This window comes from Enterococcus sp. AZ035 (assembly GCF_050548325.1).
Lineage (GTDB): Bacteria > Bacillota > Bacilli > Lactobacillales > Enterococcaceae > Enterococcus > Enterococcus faecalis.
Genome location: NZ_CP172958.1, coordinates 119,768 through 135,117, shown reverse-complemented (window position 1 = coordinate 135,117; position 15,350 = coordinate 119,768). Strand labels below are relative to the sequence as shown.

Sequence of the window (15,350 nt, the reverse complement as noted above, 5' to 3'; positions counted from 1 at the left end):
CCTTTTGCATTGACAGACATTTGTAGACGTGTTACAGTCTTCAAAATACTTATCGAATCTTTTACATTTTAACAAAAAAAAGACAAAAGAAATAGACTAAAAAGATTAAAAAACAAAAGAAAATGGAGGCTATTTTTTTCATGGAAGAATCCCGTGTCCGTCAATTACCAAAAATCGAGCTGCACTGTCACTTAGATGGGTCGATTCGACCAACCACTTTACGCACCATTGCTGAAAAACAAAACATTCCATTACCCCAAGACGAACAAGCCTTGAAAGAGTTAGTGGTTGCCCCTGAAAAATGCACCGATTTGAATGATTATTTAACTCGGTTCGACTTCGTGCTCACCTGTCTACAAACAGCTGAGGCTTTGCAAGCAGCGGCGTATGACGTGATTAGCCAAGCTGCCGAAGATGGCGTGGCTTACATAGAGGTGCGTTTTGCGCCTTCCCAACATACAGAAAAAGGCTTACGGTTACCTGAAATCGTGACTGCTGTTTTAACTGGCTTAAAACAAGGCGAAGAAGATTTTGGTGTAAAAAGCAATGCACTGTTATGCGGCATGCGGCATGACCAACAACAAGCCATAGAAAAAATCGTTCACTTAGCGCATGATTTCAGAGAGACAGGCGTTGTCGGCTTTGATTTAGCTGGCAATGAAGTCGATTTCCCTCCATACACATTTGAAGACGTATTAGCTTTAGCCAACCAATTGTCAATTCCATTAACACTCCACGCTGGGGAATGCGGCTGTGGCAAAAATGTCGCTGATGCTGTCACTTTAGGTGCTACTCGGATTGGTCACGGTATTGCTTTGAAAGATACACCCGAATATTTGGCGCTCTTAAAAGAAAAAAAGGTTCTTTTAGAAATGTGTCCAACTAGCAACTTCCAAACAGGAACCGTCAAAACATTGGCTGAATACCCTTTTCAACAATTTATAGAGGCTGGCTTAGCCGTCTGCATCAATACCGATAATCGAACTGTTTCAGATACTACGTTAACGAAAGAATTCATGAAATTGGCCACTTGGTATCAATTAAGTTATGACGAAATGAAGCAACTCACTAAAAATGCGCTTGCAGGTGCTTTTTTATCGCCAGACGAAAAAAAACTGTTGAACCAAAAAATTGATCAAGCGTATCTATTCTAAAAAAGAACCGCCACTAAAGTGGCGGTTCTTTTTTACTCTGCTTCTTTAACACTTCGTAAAATATAATAGCCTTTGTCTTTTGTCACAATTTCAACATTGCCAAATACTTCAGCCATTTTCTTTTCTGCACTAGGTGCACCTTGTTTCTTTTGAATAACCACCGTTAGTGTGCCACCAACTTTCAACAACGGAAAAGCCCCTGTTAAAATGCCATGGACAACTTTTTTGCCTGCACGAATGGGCGGGTTGCTAACAATCGCCGCGTAGGTCGTTTCGTTTAAGGTTTCATACACATTGGAAGAATGGATATCCACAGTAGTAATTTGGTTACGTTGGGCGTTCATTTGAGCTAGCCCAACTGCCCGTTGGTTGACATCCACCATTTCCACCAGTCGACCAGTCGCCGCTGCTAAGGACAACCCAATTGGTCCATAGCCACAACCAACATCTAACAAACGGCCTGCTGGTAAATTTTCCCATTCAAAGGCATCAATCAACACACGAGAACCATAATCCACTGTTCCTCTTGAGAAGACCCCGCTATCGGTCGTAAACTGAAAGGTCCGACCACGTAATGGAAAAGACCAGCTTTCTAAATCATGTGCTAATTCTGGATTTTCTGTATAATAATGATTCGCCATTTTGTTCTTCCTATCTATGCTTGTTTTGGTTTTAGTCTACCTTTTATTTCTCGAACAATCAAGGCACCTAATAATTCATAGCCCACTTGTGAAAAATGCAAACCATCCGCTTGTAAAAATTCATCCGTTCCAGGATAAACAGTCATCGCTTTATACAAATCAATAACTGGCAAGTTATGTGCCGCTCCGACTTCTTGTGCAACCTTGACCAATTCCTTGATACGCGTTTGTGGACGTTCTGGACGTCTGCCACTATCCGCATATGGTGGCGTAATTAAAATCACCTTTTCTGAACCAATTCGTGAATCATTGTTTCAAGGTTTTCTCTAAACGTGGCTACTGTTATATTTCGATCCAGTGACGCATCATTGGCGCCAAAGAAAATCACCACCTCATCAGGTTTCTCAATTAGTACTTCTTTATTTAATCGTTTTAAACCATCCTCTGTTGTATCGCCAGGCATTCCAGCATTAATGACAGCCACTTCTTCTAGACCCATCGCAGCAATATCCCGTTTTACTAAGTCAACAAGAACAGGTGAGACAGCTTCGTCTAAATAACCAGCAGTAATGCTATCACCAAATAATACAATTTTTCTCATGGCTTTTCCCCTCTTTTCTAACAGTTTTCTCTTTTCATGATACCATTTTCATCATAAATTGGCGAAGAAGGGAATTCTTTTGTAAAATCCTGTGTTTCCCTTGTGAAATTATGGTAAAATGTACAAAGATTGAACAGGGTTTGGTGGAGGAACAATGGACGATAAAATGAATTACTACCCAATTTCCAGAGAAGAATGGCATGGGTTTTATCATGACGGCAAAGCACCGTTAACCGAAGCAGAATTGGATAACATTAAAAGTGTGAACGACCAAATTTCACTAAAAGATGTACAAGAAATTTATGTACCCTTAACGCATCTTATTCATTTGTACATGAAAGAATTTGAATCGCTAACACTTAGCAAAGGATTATTCCTACATGAATATGTCTCTGTACCACCATTCATCATTGGAATTGCCGGCAGTGTCGCCGTTGGTAAAAGCACCACCGCTCGTCTTTTGCAAAGAATTCTGGCCCGAACGTTTAAACGAAGAAACGTTCAACTCATTACAACGGATGGATTTTTGTATCCCAATAAAGTGTTAGAAGAACAGGGAATTATGGACCGAAAAGGGTTTCCTGAAAGTTATGACATGGAGAAGCTAATTAATTTCTTAAACGAAGTCAAAAGCGGCAAAGACGAAATTAAAGCACCCGTCTATTCTCACAGTGTCTACGATGTTATCGAAGGCGAATATGAGTTGATACAACAACCAGATATTCTGATTGTTGAAGGCATTAACACATTACAGTTACCCGCCAATCAACAAATTTATGTGAGTGATTTTTTTGATTTTTCTATTTTTGTAGATGCCGATCCAGCCTTAATTGAAAAATGGTACCTAGAACGTTTTGGGGCCTTATTAGATACGGCTTTCTTAGATCCTAATAATTATTATTACCAATATGCAATTGGCAAACGAGAAGATGCTTTCGCCATGGCACGGAATGTTTGGAAAACCGTGAACTTACCGAACTTGGAGGAATATATCTTGCCAACGCGCGGACGTGCGGACATTATTTTGCATAAAACGGAAAATCATTTGATTGACCAAATCTATCTACGTAAATATTAAGGGTTGACGAGCTAAGAAATATCCTGTATCTTTTGTAGAAATATCCTTGAAAATTTTCAGCAGAATGCATGACTTTCAAGGAGTAAAATGTTTTAATAAGTATAGCTAGACAAAGAAGAGTACGGAACAAAAGTGAACCACTTTTTAACCGCCTGATTTTCGGCTGTTTAAAAGTAGCCCCTGCGGAATTAAGCCAAAATTTTCTAAAAATCGTAAAACAATTTTTGAAAATCCTTTCTTAATTCTTGGTGCTGACCACTTTTTAACCGCCTTTTCTTTAGATAAATTTAAATGGATAAGGGGTAATAGACGTGACTAACGTTGCCGATTTGACATCTGTCGAAAAAATTATTGTTTTAGACTTTGGTAGTCAGTTTAACCAATTGATTACTCGTCGTATTCGTGAATTTGGCGTATTCTCTGAGTTATTAAGCCACCGAACTACGGCAGAAGAAATTCGCAAAATCGCGCCTAAAGGAATCATCTTCTCAGGTGGACCAAACAGCGTGTATGACAAAGATGCTTTTAGCATTGATCCAGAAATTTATGAGTTAGGAATTCCCATTCTTGGCATCTGCTACGGTATGCAATTAATGACTCATAACTTAGGCGGAAAAGTAGAACCTGCCGCAAACCGTGAATACGGAAAAGCAGAATTAGAAATCCTTGGTGATGCGACATTATTCCAAGGAACACCTGCGAAACAAACCGTTTGGATGAGCCACGGTGATTTAGTAACAGAAATCGCTCCTGGATTCGAAAAAGTTGGGACAAGCAACGATTGTCCAATCGCTTCTATCGAAGATGCCAACCGCAAATTCTACGGCGTACAATTTCACCCAGAAGTTCGTCATTCAGAATATGGTAACGACTTATTACGTCATTTTGCTTTTGATGTGTGTGGCTGTACTGGTGACTGGAGCATGGAAAACTTCATCGATATGGAAGTCGCTAAAATCCGTGAACAAGTAGGCGATAAAAAAGTCTTACTTGGTTTATCAGGTGGCGTTGACTCAAGTGTTGTCGGCGTGCTTTTACAAAAAGCCATTGGCGACCAATTAACTTGTATCTTCGTTGACCATGGATTATTACGTAAAGGTGAAGCAGAACAAGTAATGGAAAGTTTAGGCGGTAAATTTGGCTTAAACATTATTAAAGTAGATGCGAAAGAACGCTTCTTAAGCAAATTAGCAGGCGTTTCTGACCCTGAACAAAAACGTAAAATCATCGGTAACGAATTTGTGTATGTTTTTGATGACGAAGCAACTAAACTTGCTGGGGAAGAAGGCGTTTCATTCCTAGCACAAGGAACTCTTTACACAGATGTCATCGAATCTGGTACAGAAACTGCGCAAACAATTAAATCACATCACAACGTTGGTGGTCTTCCTGAAGACATGCAATTTGAATTAATTGAACCTTTAAATACATTATTCAAAGACGAAGTTCGTGCCTTAGGAACTGAACTTGGCATGCCTGATGCAATCGTTTGGCGCCAACCATTCCCAGGACCAGGATTAGGTATTCGTGTGCTTGGTGAAATTACAGAAGATAAGTTACAAATCGTTCGTGATTCAGATGCTATCCTACGTGAAGAAATCGCAGCAGCTGGCTTAGATCGTGACATTTGGCAGTACTTTACTGTCTTACCTGGCATCCGCTCAGTAGGCGTTATGGGCGATGGCCGTACCTACGATTACACAGTCGGTATCCGTGCTGTGACTTCTATCGACGGCATGACCGCTGACTTTGCCCGTATCCCTTGGGATGTTTTACAAAAAATCTCTGTGCGCATCGTGAACGAAGTTGCACATGTAAACCGTATCGTGTACGATATTACTTCAAAACCACCTGCAACTGTGGAGTGGGAATAGTCTAAAAACAAAGCCTAGACGTTGATTTTCCAACGTTTCTAGGCTTTTAATTTGGTTTCTGGTACCCTTTTCGGTAGCTATCTATATAAAACCGTCTTCTATTATCTTGCTTGCGTTCTCTTTTGCAAGTTTAAATCTTTCTTTGTTTATTTCAGAATCGATATCTGTAATTTTCATTCTTAGCAGTACCTCAGGGTCAACCTCATATCCTGTAAAATCTTGCTTCATAGAAGCCACTAGACTAGCTCCTAGATAAAGTAATTCGAAAGCATTAAATTCATCTGATGTAGACGGTCTTTTATAATTATATTGTTGAAAAAGAGAGCCAATATAAACTGTTCTCGCTGAACCATACATCATTAATTCCTTAATCATCTTATTTAAAACAGCTGGCTTCAAATTTTCAATTTTTTCAGTATCCGCTATCATATCCATCCAACGAGAGAAAAGGTCTTCTATTTTTTTACCTGAAATTGAACGATAATAGTTATCAACTTGCAATTCCCTAGTTGTTTGATGTTCCTTGTCTTGCATTATATTACTATTTTCATTTCTTATCTCTTCTAGTTTTTTTCATGTAGCCTTTGTGGCAATTCAGATAAGCCATTTTCGATAGCCTTTTTTATCCCTTTATAGCCAGGATAAATAAAAATTAAAATAAGTAACTCAAACCAATTATTTTTTAACAATTCAAACATTTTTTCCTCTCCTTATAATTAATGGTAAATTTCCTGTAACATTAATTATAAAAAATAAACGAAAAATAAGCTAGTTTGTATTATCTCTTATTTTTAATATATTGATTTCCATTCCAATTTACCAATGATTTATTGGATGTTTTAATATTAATTACATTTTTTAAATTATCTGCAACTTCTCTATCAATAGTTGGATATAAATGTGGGTACGTTTCCTAATGTTATTTGTATATCAGAGTGTCCAAGCCTTTTTTGAACTGCTAAAGGATTAGCATTCAACTCATTAATCAATAAACTTGCATGGCTATGTCTTAATCCTTTTGATAGTGACTATTAATAAAATTCATCAATTAAAAGGAAGCGATTTCAACATGTCAAAAGAAACTTTTCTTAAGTATGGTTTTGTTGTCCTCTTCATAGGAATTTTTTTACTTCGTGCCCAAAAATTTATTTCTGAGCCCCTTTCGTACCTTTTTTCGGGTATTCTTTTGCTTGTTGTTGCGTATTTAATACTCGTGAAAAAAATGAACTTTTTCTCAAGTTTGCTCACTGTTACCGACCAGCCTTCTTCTACCCAACAACGATTAGGTCAACTTTCTGGTCTTGTCAGTTTATTGATTGGTTTACTTCTGGTAATTTTTTCAGTCATTTTATAGACACTTTTTCACTATTGTTCTTATAAAAACAAGACGTTCTTGTTTGGCCTTTGACGTTGTCGTATACTATAAATAATAAATAAGCTATGAAGGAGTAAATTAATGAAAAAAAGTGTTATAACTAGTTCTATGTTAGCGGTTTTGTTGTCGGGATTTCTCGTTACCCCTATTTCTGCTTACGCTTTGGAACGCTCTAAGGGAACTACTGAAGAAACGGTGGCTTCAGAAACATCTCTAACGGAGCGACAAATGAGTAGCGGTGTCACTGAAGAAATGAACCCAAGCATCATAAATTCTCAAGAGGAAACAGAAACAACGTCCACTTCCTCAACCTCCGATTCCACCACTGAAGTTTCTACATCAGAAGTAACAACTGTTAATGATACAGAAAATAGTAGCGACGATACTGAAACTACTTTGGAAACATCACAAAGTAATGAGGACACACCTATAGCACCGGCAAAAGCAGAAGAAAAAGTTCCTGATATTAATTATCAGACACATATCCAAGACATCGGATGGCAAGGGGTTGTCAAAAACGGGGAAATTTCTGGGACTAGCAGACGCTCTTTACGTCTTGAAGGAATTAAAATGAATATTTCAAATTCAGATTTGGCTGGATCTGTAGAATATAGAACACATGTCCAAGAAATTGGGTGGCAAGGATATGTGAAAGATAATCAATTGTCTGGTACAAGCGGAAAGTCTTTGCGGCTCGAAGCGATTCAAATTCGCTTAACTGGAGAAATAGCTAACGCATATGATGTTTATTATCGTGTGCATATAGAAGATAAAGGTTGGTTGAATTGGGCAAAAAACAGTGAGTCCGCAGGTAGTCAAAGCGCCGCTAAAAGATTAGAAGCCATTCAAATTAAATTAGTGAAGAAGGGCGAAGCGGCACCTGAAGGAAATGGAAAAGCCTTTTTAATTGGAAATGAAGCAAAACGTCCAGATGAAATCAAACCAACTGTCAATTATCAAACACACGTGCAAAATATTGGTTGGCAAGGGGTTGTCAAGAATGGCGAAATAGCTGGTACAAGTGGGAAAAATTTACAACTGGAAGCAATCAAAATCAACCTGAGTGATGCTGCTCTAGCTGGAAACATAGAATACTCTACGCACATCCAAAATATCGGATGGCAAGATTATAAAGCCAATGGGGCATTATCTGGCACAACTGGAAAAAATTTACAATTAGAAGCCATTAAAATTAAACTGTCCGGTGATGTTTCAAGATATTATGATGTCTATTACCGTGTCCATATCCAAGATAAAGGTTGGTTAAATTGGGCAGCTAATGGCGCCCCAGCTGGAAGTCAAGCTGCATCTAAACATTTAGAAGCCATCCAAATCAAAGTAGTTAGAAAGGGCGAAACTGCTCCTAAAGGAAATGGAAAAGCCTTTTTAGTTGGAAATGAAGCAAAACGTCCAGATGAAATCAAACCAAATGTCAACTATCAAACACACGTGCAAAATATTGGTTGGCAAGGGGTTGTCAAGAATGGTGAAATAGCTGGTACAAGTGGGAAAAATTTACAACTGGAAGCAATCAAAATCAACCTGAGTGATGCTGCTCTAGCTGGAAATATAGAATACTCTACGCACATCCAAAATATCGGATGGCAAGCTTATAAAGCTAATGGGGCATTGTCTGGCACAACTGGAAAAAATTTACAATTAGAAGCCATTAAAATTAAACTGGCCGGTGATGTTTCAAGATATTATGATGTCTATTACCGTGTCCATATCCAAGATAAAGGTTGGTTGAATTGGGCAGCTAATGGTGCCTCAGCTGGAAGTCAAGCTGCCTCTAAACATTTGGAAGCTATTCAAATCAAAATAGTTAGAAAAGGTGAAACTGCTCCTAAAGGATCTGGAAAAGCCTTTTTAGTTGGCGATGAAGCTCGCACACCAGCAGAGATAGCAAACAGATTACGTGCAGAAAGATTAAAGAAAAAACCTTATTATTATTCTCAACGTGACCCACAATGGATTAATACTTATATCGGAAACTATACCATTGGCGCAGCAGGATGTGTTCCAACAAGTTTATCTATGATTTTAAGAGGCTCTTACGGTTATAATGTAAATCCTGTCAGTGTTGCAACAAGAATGGCATCTTATGGCGGGTTAAATCAAAGATACTTTGGCGCTTCTGCAACTGATTTAGTGATAACAGCTCAATCATATGGCCGTTCGATCAAAGTTATTAATGATGTAGCTACATTAAACGCCTATCTTTCTGAAGGATATCCCGTTATTTTATATCAAAATGTTGGGATTGGACATGCTATTGTCGTTCATGAGTACAAAAATGGTTACACTTTAACCTATGATCCGTATGGTCGCCAGTTTTACTCAGGTTGGGTGTCAACACAAGCACTTTGGAATACCCCGTCAAATGATCCAATTGATTGGACAGAAGGCCGACCATGTTTCGTTATTTTATAGGAGGATATAATGAAAAAAAAACTTATTGTACTATTGTTAGCCTTATTTTTAACGGCATGTAGTAATAATACTGGGGGAAAAAATAGCGACGCTTCATCTACTGAAGTATCAACTAAGCAGCAAACTACCCAGTCTTCTAAAAAAGATAGTAGTAATCCGGACACAACACCAACTTCTACATCATCTATAACAATTGAAACAACCGAGAATTTAAAGAATAGAGAATTGAATCCAACAGATGATGTTTCAAAAACTAGACGACAATTGTATGAACAAGGAATTAACAGTTCAACAATTACGGATAAAGAACTAAAGGAATATATATCAGAGGCTAAAGAACAAAAGAAAGATGTCATTAATTATATTAAGCAAAAAATAAATCAATAAAGTTATCTCATATTGATTCCCCCTTGACTCTCCCTTCACTCTTGGCTATGATTACCTTAGCAAGTACAATGGTGTACTGTGAACAGTCGAGCAACGGCGCTCAAAAAGATTGGCTTTCGTGCATTCTTTTTGAGGGCTTTTTATTTTTAGAAAGTAGGGAAATTGAATGGAAAAAATGTACCGCAGTCCGTATGAAGCGTACCCGTATCTATCTTCTAAACCAGAAGATTTACGATGTGATTTTGAATTAATGACTGATGAATTGGCCTCGATGACAGGTCTTCTACGAGGATACGTGCAACAATTAGACGTCCCTGAACAGCCTGCACTAACAGAAGAACTAGCCAAAATTTGCGAGTTAATCTACCATGTCAATCCAACGACCCGAACAAAATTAACAGTCACAGAGGACGAAATAGCCTGGCTTTTGGAACGTGTCAATGCTATGAATGAACTGACATACGAAGAAAATCGTCCTTTTGTTTTACCGATGGGCACAATCTGTTCCTCTTATGCACACATTTTAAGAGCCAAAGCCAAAGATATTGTTCGTTTACTTTATCGCATGGACTATGGTGGTAAAAAAATTGATCCGCAGCTGTATGATGTAGTCAACTTACTCTCAGGTTACTTTTTCATGTTAGCCTTGTACCTAAATCAGCTCGAAAATGGTGAAGAAGTTCCCTTTGTTTCTCGCAACTATTCTATTTAAAAAGTACACCGACCGCTAACGACGAATTGCTAGCGGTCGGTGTACTTTTATACAGGTAAGTACGCTTCTCCTTTTGCAAATAGTTTAGCAGTACCACCAATAATGACTCGATTTTCTTTCACTTCACAAGTTAAAAAGCCGCCTCTTGGGGACACTTGATAGGCCGAAAGGGTCGTTTGATTGAGCCGTTTTCCCCAATAAGGAATTAAATTGGCGTGCGCAGAACCACAAACTGGGTCTTCGTTAATTCTTAGTTTCGGGAAAAAAGTTCGTGAAACAAAATCCACCGAGTCTCCTGATGCCGTTACAATGACTCCTACTCCTAAATCCAATGCTTTTAATGCAGAAAAATCTGGTGTGATTTTTGCCACTGTCTCTTCGTCTTTTAAGACAAAAAATAAATCGCGACCCAAATAAGCTTCATAAATTTTCGTGCCTAAAGCGGCTTCATACTCTGGCAAAATTGGAATCCTTTCCGGTAGGATATAAGGAAAATCTAGATAATAGTATTCCTCTTTTTTGGTCACTGCGAGCGGTCCACTTTGACTAGTAAAATGGAGTGTTTCTTCCGCAACGGAATAATAGTTAAACAACACAAAAGCCGTCGCTAATGTAGCATGTCCACAGAGATCGATTTCTCGTTCCGGCGTAAACCAGCGCAGGGCGTAACTTTGTCCCTCCTTGACCGTAAAAGCAGTCTCTGACAAATTATTTTCAATCGCAATGTTTTGCATCACCGCTTCTGGCAACCATTTTTCCAAAACATAAACAGCGGCGGGATTGCCTTTAAAAACTTCCTCCGCGAAAGCATCGACAATATAATAGGGATAACTCATTTTAATTCTCTCCTTGTATTTTTTGATAAATGTATTCCGCGCAACACAAATCCTCAACTGCTAAGCCAACCGCATCAAAAATCGTGCGGCCTTTCTGCTCCGCCTTTAGTTTAACTTTGCCAGTGACTAATTCGCCGAGAGAACCTACAATTTTTTCAGCTGAAAAGGCACCTTCTGAAATCGGAATTAAAAGATCCCCGCTTTCTTTTAATGCAGCCGCATACTCATCTACAAACACTTGACTGTTTTTAACAAGGTCGCTTGTTAATTCTCTGGAAGTCGGCGTAAATGTACCAATTGCATTGATATGGGCATTCGGCAAAACGTCTTTTTCTTCTAAAAATGCGTCCTGACTGGAAGTTAGTGTACAGATAATTTCCGCTTCCTGGACGGCTTCTTGGACAGAAGAACAACCAATAAAGGTACATTCGGGGTAATTGTGCTGTTGCTTAGCGATTAATTTTCGTGCACGTTCTGCTGTGCGGTCATATATAAAAACCTTTTCAATCGCCCGAACGCTTTGTAGCGCTGCGAGATGAGATGAAGCTTGTTGACCTGCACCAATCAAAGCGATACTTTTTGCCTTTGGAGCTGCTAAATAATCGGTTGCCAAAGCAGAAACAGCTGCCGTGCGAAGCCACGTAATCGCATTGGCGTCCATCATCGCGACTGGTCTTCCAGTAGAACTATCAAACAATAAAATTTGACCAAGATGCGAGGCCAAATTTTTTTGTGGATTTTCTGGAAAAGCTGTAATGATTTTTGCCCCAAAAAAGCGATTTTTTCCTAAGTAAGCAGGCATTAATGCAAAAAGATTTTGATTTTTCCCATCTGGTAAAACCTCTACATGGCGCTCACTTTGCGAAATTTTTCCTTTTTGCAACTCTGCAAAGCAACGTTTCATCACTTGAATTGCTTCGGAAAACGACAATTGTTGAATAACCCTCTCATAAGAAATAATGTCCATCTGAATTCCTCCCTTTGCGCTATCATAAACCAGACAAACAATACACTCAATGCTATAATTGTATGGAATACAATTTTATAGAAAGGAAGTTCCCCTCATGCCGATTAATTCCTATGAGAACTATGCGTTGTCATGGCGCCCTGTTAAAGAACGTTTAACAAGACCTTATTACCAATCATTGGTTCAACAATTAGAAGCGGATATCTTATCTGGTGCGCTTCAAAAAAATGTGAAATTGCCTTCGCAAAGAGAATTAGCTGATTACTTGGATCTGAATTTCACGACGATTGGTCAAGCCTATAAACACGCTATGGAAAAAGGCTTACTTTATACCAACATCGGTAGCGGCACTTTCGTTTCTCCCAACGCGTTTCGCTCAATTACAATCTCTACCAACCAAGTAGCGGACCATCTAATTGATTTAGGGCTGGTTAGTTCCTTTGATATGTGTAATCAGCGGATTTTACCTTTTATTGAATCAGTTAGTAAAAATGCGGCCCTTAACAGTTTGCTAAATTATCGCGATCCTTTAGGTACGCACTTTCAACGAGCAACCGCTGCCGAATGGCTTCAGACACAAGGCGTTCGGACCAATGCCGAAGAAGTTGCCATTGTATCTGGTGTCCAGAATGGGCTGGCCGTGACGTTAGCCGCCGCTTTTTCTCCAGGTCAGCGGATTGCCGTAGATCGATACACGTATTCAAATTTTATTGAACTCGCCCAGCTTTATCATTTAGAAATCGTCCCGATTGGCTATGATTCCGAGGGGATGGACCCAGAGCATTTACTGCAAGAATGCAAAAAGAAAAAAATACATGGTATTTTCTTAATGCCCGCATGTAATAACCCGATTGGTTTCCAAATGTCTAGCGCCCGCCGAATGACTTTAGCTGAAATCATTCAGCAAGAACACTTATGGGTAATTGAAGATGACATTCATTCTTTTTTAACAACTTATGCACAGCAAGCGGTTTTACCAACGTTTCAAGAACTCTTACCTCAACAAACGATTTACTTAGCGGGGATGACAAAATTTGTCTGCACAGGCTTACGCATTGCGTACCTTGTTTTCCCTCCGCTTCTTCGCCAAGAAATAGAGCGTGCGATTTTTAACATTAACGTTAAAACTTCTGGCTTTGATGCTGAAATTGTCACCCAAGTCTTACGCTCACCAGTTGCAGAAGAATTAGTGATAGAAAAATTGGCTTTAACAAAACAAGCCAATGACTTATTTGATACCATTTTTGGGTTAGCTAGACCTAGCAATCCTTTGCCGTACTACCGAACTATTCCCCTTTCTACCGAAAAAACGGCGCCGCAAATTGAACAAGAATTTCTCCAAAATGGGGTACGTCTTTTTCACTCGAGCCGCTTTACTGTGCAAAATCAGCCAGATGCTTTTTTACGAATTTCCTTGGCCTCCAATCAGCTTGAGGTATTGGCGAAAGGATTAACCATTATCCAAGAACTCTTACCGACATTAAACGAAAAGAAAGGACATTCCCTATGAATTCATTGCCAATACTTGAAAAAGCAGTGGGCACGATTACCCTGCTTTCCGAAGAAAAACAAAATGCCGAATATGAAGGCTTTTTATGTCAAGTTAATGAATCGCAACAACTTATCCGCAGTCGCTTAGCCAAAAAAACGCCGAAAAAAGAAGGCTATTTTGTAGCCTTCTGGGAAAAAAATCAACAAAATCAGAACGAAGCCTTTGATGCAACGGAAGCCCCTGAAATGTTAGCAATTGTCATTGCTGATCAAGAAAAGCAAGGTCTCTTTCTTCTGCCAAAAGAATGTTTAATCCAACAAAAAATTCTCAAAACGCATCAACAAAAAGGCAAAATGGCGGCCCGTTTTTATCCTTCTTGGTGCCAAAACCTTAATCAAACCGCCAAAAAAACACAAAAATGGCAACTAACTTACTTTACTGATTTATCTAAATACTAAAAACGTCAGCTGGCTTCAGAAGCCAGCTGACGTTTGTTTCTTCTACTGTTTAACCAATTGGTGGCGTACCTTCTGCGTTCCCAGCAATCGCTTCGATTTGAATCTGAGCACCTTTTGGTAAATCCGTCACACCAATCACTCTTCTTGCAGGCGTGCCTTCAGGGAAGTACGTTTGGTAGACGTCATCTACTGCCGCCAGCTCTTCAATCTCTTTCACAAAAATGTTCACTTTCACCAGATCAGCTAAGCTGTGATCCACACTTTCAATAATCGCTTTAATATTTTCTAAACATTGCGTCGTTTGTTCCTTGATTCCGCCAGCGACTAACGCATTTGTTTTAGGGTCCAATGGTAGCTGAGCTGATAGATGGTTGTAATGAGAAAAAGCAACAGTTTGTGTCGAAAATGGACACTTCGGTGCGTGCTCTGTATTATTTGCTTCAATAATTAATCCATGTCGATCTTCAATCGCTTGTGGTGGCGTACCATCCCCATGAGAAACCACCGCTTCTACTTGCACCGCCGCGCCCATTGGTAAATCAGCAACAGCAATCACTGTTCGTGCTGGCATATAATTGACCGTGCGCGCAATTCCTGAATCTGGGAAAAAAGCGGCATGTACTTGATTGACAGCTTCCAGCTTAGATAAATCTTTTAAATAAATGTTGATCTTCACAATATCATCAAAAGGCACATCAATACTGGTTAAAATGGCTTTTATGTTTTTCAAACATTGCTTTGTTTGCGTTTTAACACAGCCAGCCACAACTCTGCCCGTTTGAGGATCTATAGGCAATTGTGCAGACAGATTGTTATAGTGAGAAAACGCGACCGTTTGACTGGCTAGAGCATCAATTGGTGCCTGAACAGTCTGATTTGTTAATTTAATTAAATCCCCAGCTTGAGGTGCATTAGGGATAGTTCCTTCCCCATTTGAAACAAGTGCCTCCATTTGAACAGAAGCGTCTAACGGCAAATCTGCGACGGCGACCACTGTTTTAGCTGGATAATAATGGGTAAAAAAGGCCGCATAGACCTCCTCAACTGCGGCAGCATCCCGCATATCTTTGACAAAAATGGTCATTCTGACAATGTCACTCATCACATGGTTGATACTTTCAACAACCGCTTGGATATTTTTCAAACATTGTGTCGCTTGGGCCCGAATGCCACCTTCTACCAATTGTCCAGAGGTTGGCTCAATAGGTAATTGTGCCGACAAATGATTATAGTGGGAAAATGCGACTGTTTGGGCTGCGAGATGATGCTTTGGTGCACGCTCTGTATTTCTTGCTAAGACGATATTTTCATTACTCATAACTCTACTCCCTTTTTTAGCATT

The 15,350-nt window shown here is 39.3% G+C and carries 15 protein-coding genes and 1 pseudogene; 9 read left to right on the top strand and 7 right to left on the bottom strand.

The window, feature by feature from the left end:
• Positions 1-122 precede the first annotated feature (122 nt).
• Entirely contained in the window at positions 123-1,154 is a 1,032-nt protein-coding gene (add, locus tag IGL32_RS00575; protein WP_002356163.1) for an adenosine deaminase, read from the top strand.
• A 32-nt stretch (positions 1,155-1,186) separates the two neighbouring features.
• Here add and IGL32_RS00570 read toward each other — a convergent pair whose 3' ends face one another.
• Both IGL32_RS00570 and IGL32_RS00565 read right to left on the bottom strand, forming a co-directional pair.
• Positions 1,187-1,795 (bottom strand): class I SAM-dependent methyltransferase, encoded by a 609-nt coding sequence (locus IGL32_RS00570; RefSeq protein ID WP_002356162.1) that lies wholly within the window; start codon positions 1,793-1,795, stop codon positions 1,187-1,189.
• A gap of 14 nt (positions 1,796-1,809) precedes the next feature.
• Positions 1,810-2,396 (bottom strand): annotated as a pseudogene (locus tag IGL32_RS00565) (SGNH/GDSL hydrolase family protein).
• A gap of 154 nt (positions 2,397-2,550) precedes the next feature.
• Between IGL32_RS00565 and coaA the strand changes: the two are divergent.
• Positions 2,551-3,474, top strand: coding sequence for a type I pantothenate kinase (gene coaA, locus IGL32_RS00560; RefSeq protein WP_002356160.1), 924 nt, complete (start codon positions 2,551-2,553; stop codon positions 3,472-3,474).
• Positions 3,475-3,785: 311 nt separating this feature from the next.
• Positions 3,786-5,348 carry a glutamine-hydrolyzing GMP synthase gene (gene guaA, locus IGL32_RS00555; RefSeq protein WP_002356158.1) on the top strand — a complete coding sequence of 521 codons (1,563 nt, stop codon included), beginning with the start codon at positions 3,786-3,788 and terminating at the stop codon, positions 5,346-5,348.
• An 81-nt stretch (positions 5,349-5,429) separates the two neighbouring features.
• Here guaA and IGL32_RS00550 read toward each other — a convergent pair whose 3' ends face one another.
• Both IGL32_RS00550 and IGL32_RS00545 read right to left on the bottom strand, forming a co-directional pair.
• Positions 5,430-5,882 carry a hypothetical protein gene (locus IGL32_RS00550; protein ID WP_231594490.1) on the bottom strand — a complete coding sequence of 151 codons (453 nt, stop codon included), beginning with the start codon at positions 5,880-5,882 and terminating at the stop codon, positions 5,430-5,432.
• A 29-nt stretch (positions 5,883-5,911) separates the two neighbouring features.
• Entirely contained in the window at positions 5,912-6,046 is a 135-nt protein-coding gene (locus tag IGL32_RS00545) for a hypothetical protein (RefSeq protein WP_261990867.1), read from the bottom strand.
• Positions 6,047-6,372: 326 nt separating this feature from the next.
• On the opposite strand from IGL32_RS00545, the gene IGL32_RS00540 reads away from it, so the two are divergent.
• The 4 genes from IGL32_RS00540 (at position 6,373) to IGL32_RS00525 (ending at position 10,255) form a co-directional block, all read left to right on the top strand.
• Complete coding sequence (locus IGL32_RS00540; RefSeq protein ID WP_002399673.1) at positions 6,373-6,702, top strand: hypothetical protein; 330 nt, start codon at positions 6,373-6,375, stop codon at positions 6,700-6,702.
• A gap of 102 nt (positions 6,703-6,804) precedes the next feature.
• A complete protein-coding gene (locus IGL32_RS00535; RefSeq protein WP_010714336.1) occupies positions 6,805-9,156 on the top strand; it encodes a C39 family peptidase in 2,352 nt (783 codons plus the stop codon).
• 9 nt (positions 9,157-9,165) lie between these two features.
• Positions 9,166-9,543 (top strand): hypothetical protein, encoded by a 378-nt coding sequence (locus IGL32_RS00530; RefSeq protein ID WP_002387480.1) that lies wholly within the window; start codon positions 9,166-9,168, stop codon positions 9,541-9,543.
• A 166-nt stretch (positions 9,544-9,709) separates the two neighbouring features.
• Positions 9,710-10,255 carry an ATP:cob(I)alamin adenosyltransferase gene (locus IGL32_RS00525; RefSeq protein WP_002387479.1) on the top strand — a complete coding sequence of 182 codons (546 nt, stop codon included), beginning with the start codon at positions 9,710-9,712 and terminating at the stop codon, positions 10,253-10,255.
• Positions 10,256-10,302: 47 nt separating this feature from the next.
• Here the strand turns inward: IGL32_RS00525 and IGL32_RS00520 are convergent, their stop codons facing one another.
• Both IGL32_RS00520 and IGL32_RS00515 read right to left on the bottom strand, forming a co-directional pair.
• A complete protein-coding gene (locus IGL32_RS00520) occupies positions 10,303-11,091 on the bottom strand; it encodes a PhzF family phenazine biosynthesis protein (protein WP_002356143.1) in 789 nt (262 codons plus the stop codon).
• Between the two features lies 1 nt (position 11,092).
• Complete coding sequence (locus IGL32_RS00515) at positions 11,093-12,058, bottom strand: ornithine cyclodeaminase family protein (RefSeq protein ID WP_002387478.1); 966 nt, start codon at positions 12,056-12,058, stop codon at positions 11,093-11,095.
• 97 nt (positions 12,059-12,155) lie between these two features.
• On the opposite strand from IGL32_RS00515, the gene IGL32_RS00510 reads away from it, so the two are divergent.
• Together IGL32_RS00510 and IGL32_RS00505 are read left to right on the top strand one after the other, a co-directional pair.
• Entirely contained in the window at positions 12,156-13,568 is a 1,413-nt protein-coding gene (locus IGL32_RS00510; protein ID WP_085443574.1) for a PLP-dependent aminotransferase family protein, read from the top strand.
• Positions 13,565-14,008 (top strand): MepB family protein, encoded by a 444-nt coding sequence (locus tag IGL32_RS00505; RefSeq protein WP_002379245.1) that lies wholly within the window; start codon positions 13,565-13,567, stop codon positions 14,006-14,008. Before IGL32_RS00510 ends, IGL32_RS00505 begins: the two co-directional genes overlap by 4 nt.
• Before the next feature lie 49 nt (positions 14,009-14,057).
• Here IGL32_RS00505 and IGL32_RS00500 read toward each other — a convergent pair whose 3' ends face one another.
• Positions 14,058-15,326: a RidA family protein gene (locus IGL32_RS00500; RefSeq protein WP_156210222.1), complete on the bottom strand. Its 1,269-nt coding sequence runs from the start codon at positions 15,324-15,326 to the stop codon at positions 14,058-14,060.
• Between the last annotated feature and the right edge of the window lie 24 nt (positions 15,327-15,350).

Bases quoted from the DNA above. Each gene is read 5' to 3' on its own strand.
- add (WP_002356163.1), top strand. From the start codon at position 123: ATGGAGGCTATTTTTTTCATGGAAGAATCCCGTGTCCGTCAATTACCA.
- IGL32_RS00570 (WP_002356162.1), bottom strand. From the start codon at position 1,795: ATGGCGAATCATTATTATACAGAAAATCCAGAATTAGCACATGATTTA.
- coaA (WP_002356160.1), top strand. From the start codon at position 2,551: ATGGACGATAAAATGAATTACTACCCAATTTCCAGAGAAGAATGGCAT.
- IGL32_RS00550 (WP_231594490.1), bottom strand. From the start codon at position 5,882: ATGCAAGACAAGGAACATCAAACAACTAGGGAATTGCAAGTTGATAAC.
- IGL32_RS00545 (WP_261990867.1), bottom strand. From the start codon at position 6,046: ATGTTTGAATTGTTAAAAAATAATTGGTTTGAGTTACTTATTTTAATT.
- IGL32_RS00535 (WP_010714336.1), top strand. From the start codon at position 6,805: ATGAAAAAAAGTGTTATAACTAGTTCTATGTTAGCGGTTTTGTTGTCG.
- IGL32_RS00530 (WP_002387480.1), top strand. From the start codon at position 9,166: ATGAAAAAAAAACTTATTGTACTATTGTTAGCCTTATTTTTAACGGCA.
- IGL32_RS00525 (WP_002387479.1), top strand. From the start codon at position 9,710: ATGGAAAAAATGTACCGCAGTCCGTATGAAGCGTACCCGTATCTATCT.
- IGL32_RS00520 (WP_002356143.1), bottom strand. From the start codon at position 11,091: ATGAGTTATCCCTATTATATTGTCGATGCTTTCGCGGAGGAAGTTTTT.
- IGL32_RS00515 (WP_002387478.1), bottom strand. From the start codon at position 12,058: ATGGACATTATTTCTTATGAGAGGGTTATTCAACAATTGTCGTTTTCC.
- IGL32_RS00510 (WP_085443574.1), top strand. From the start codon at position 12,156: ATGCCGATTAATTCCTATGAGAACTATGCGTTGTCATGGCGCCCTGTT.
- IGL32_RS00505 (WP_002379245.1), top strand. From the start codon at position 13,565: ATGAATTCATTGCCAATACTTGAAAAAGCAGTGGGCACGATTACCCTG.
- IGL32_RS00500 (WP_156210222.1), bottom strand. From the start codon at position 15,326: ATGAGTAATGAAAATATCGTCTTAGCAAGAAATACAGAGCGTGCACCA.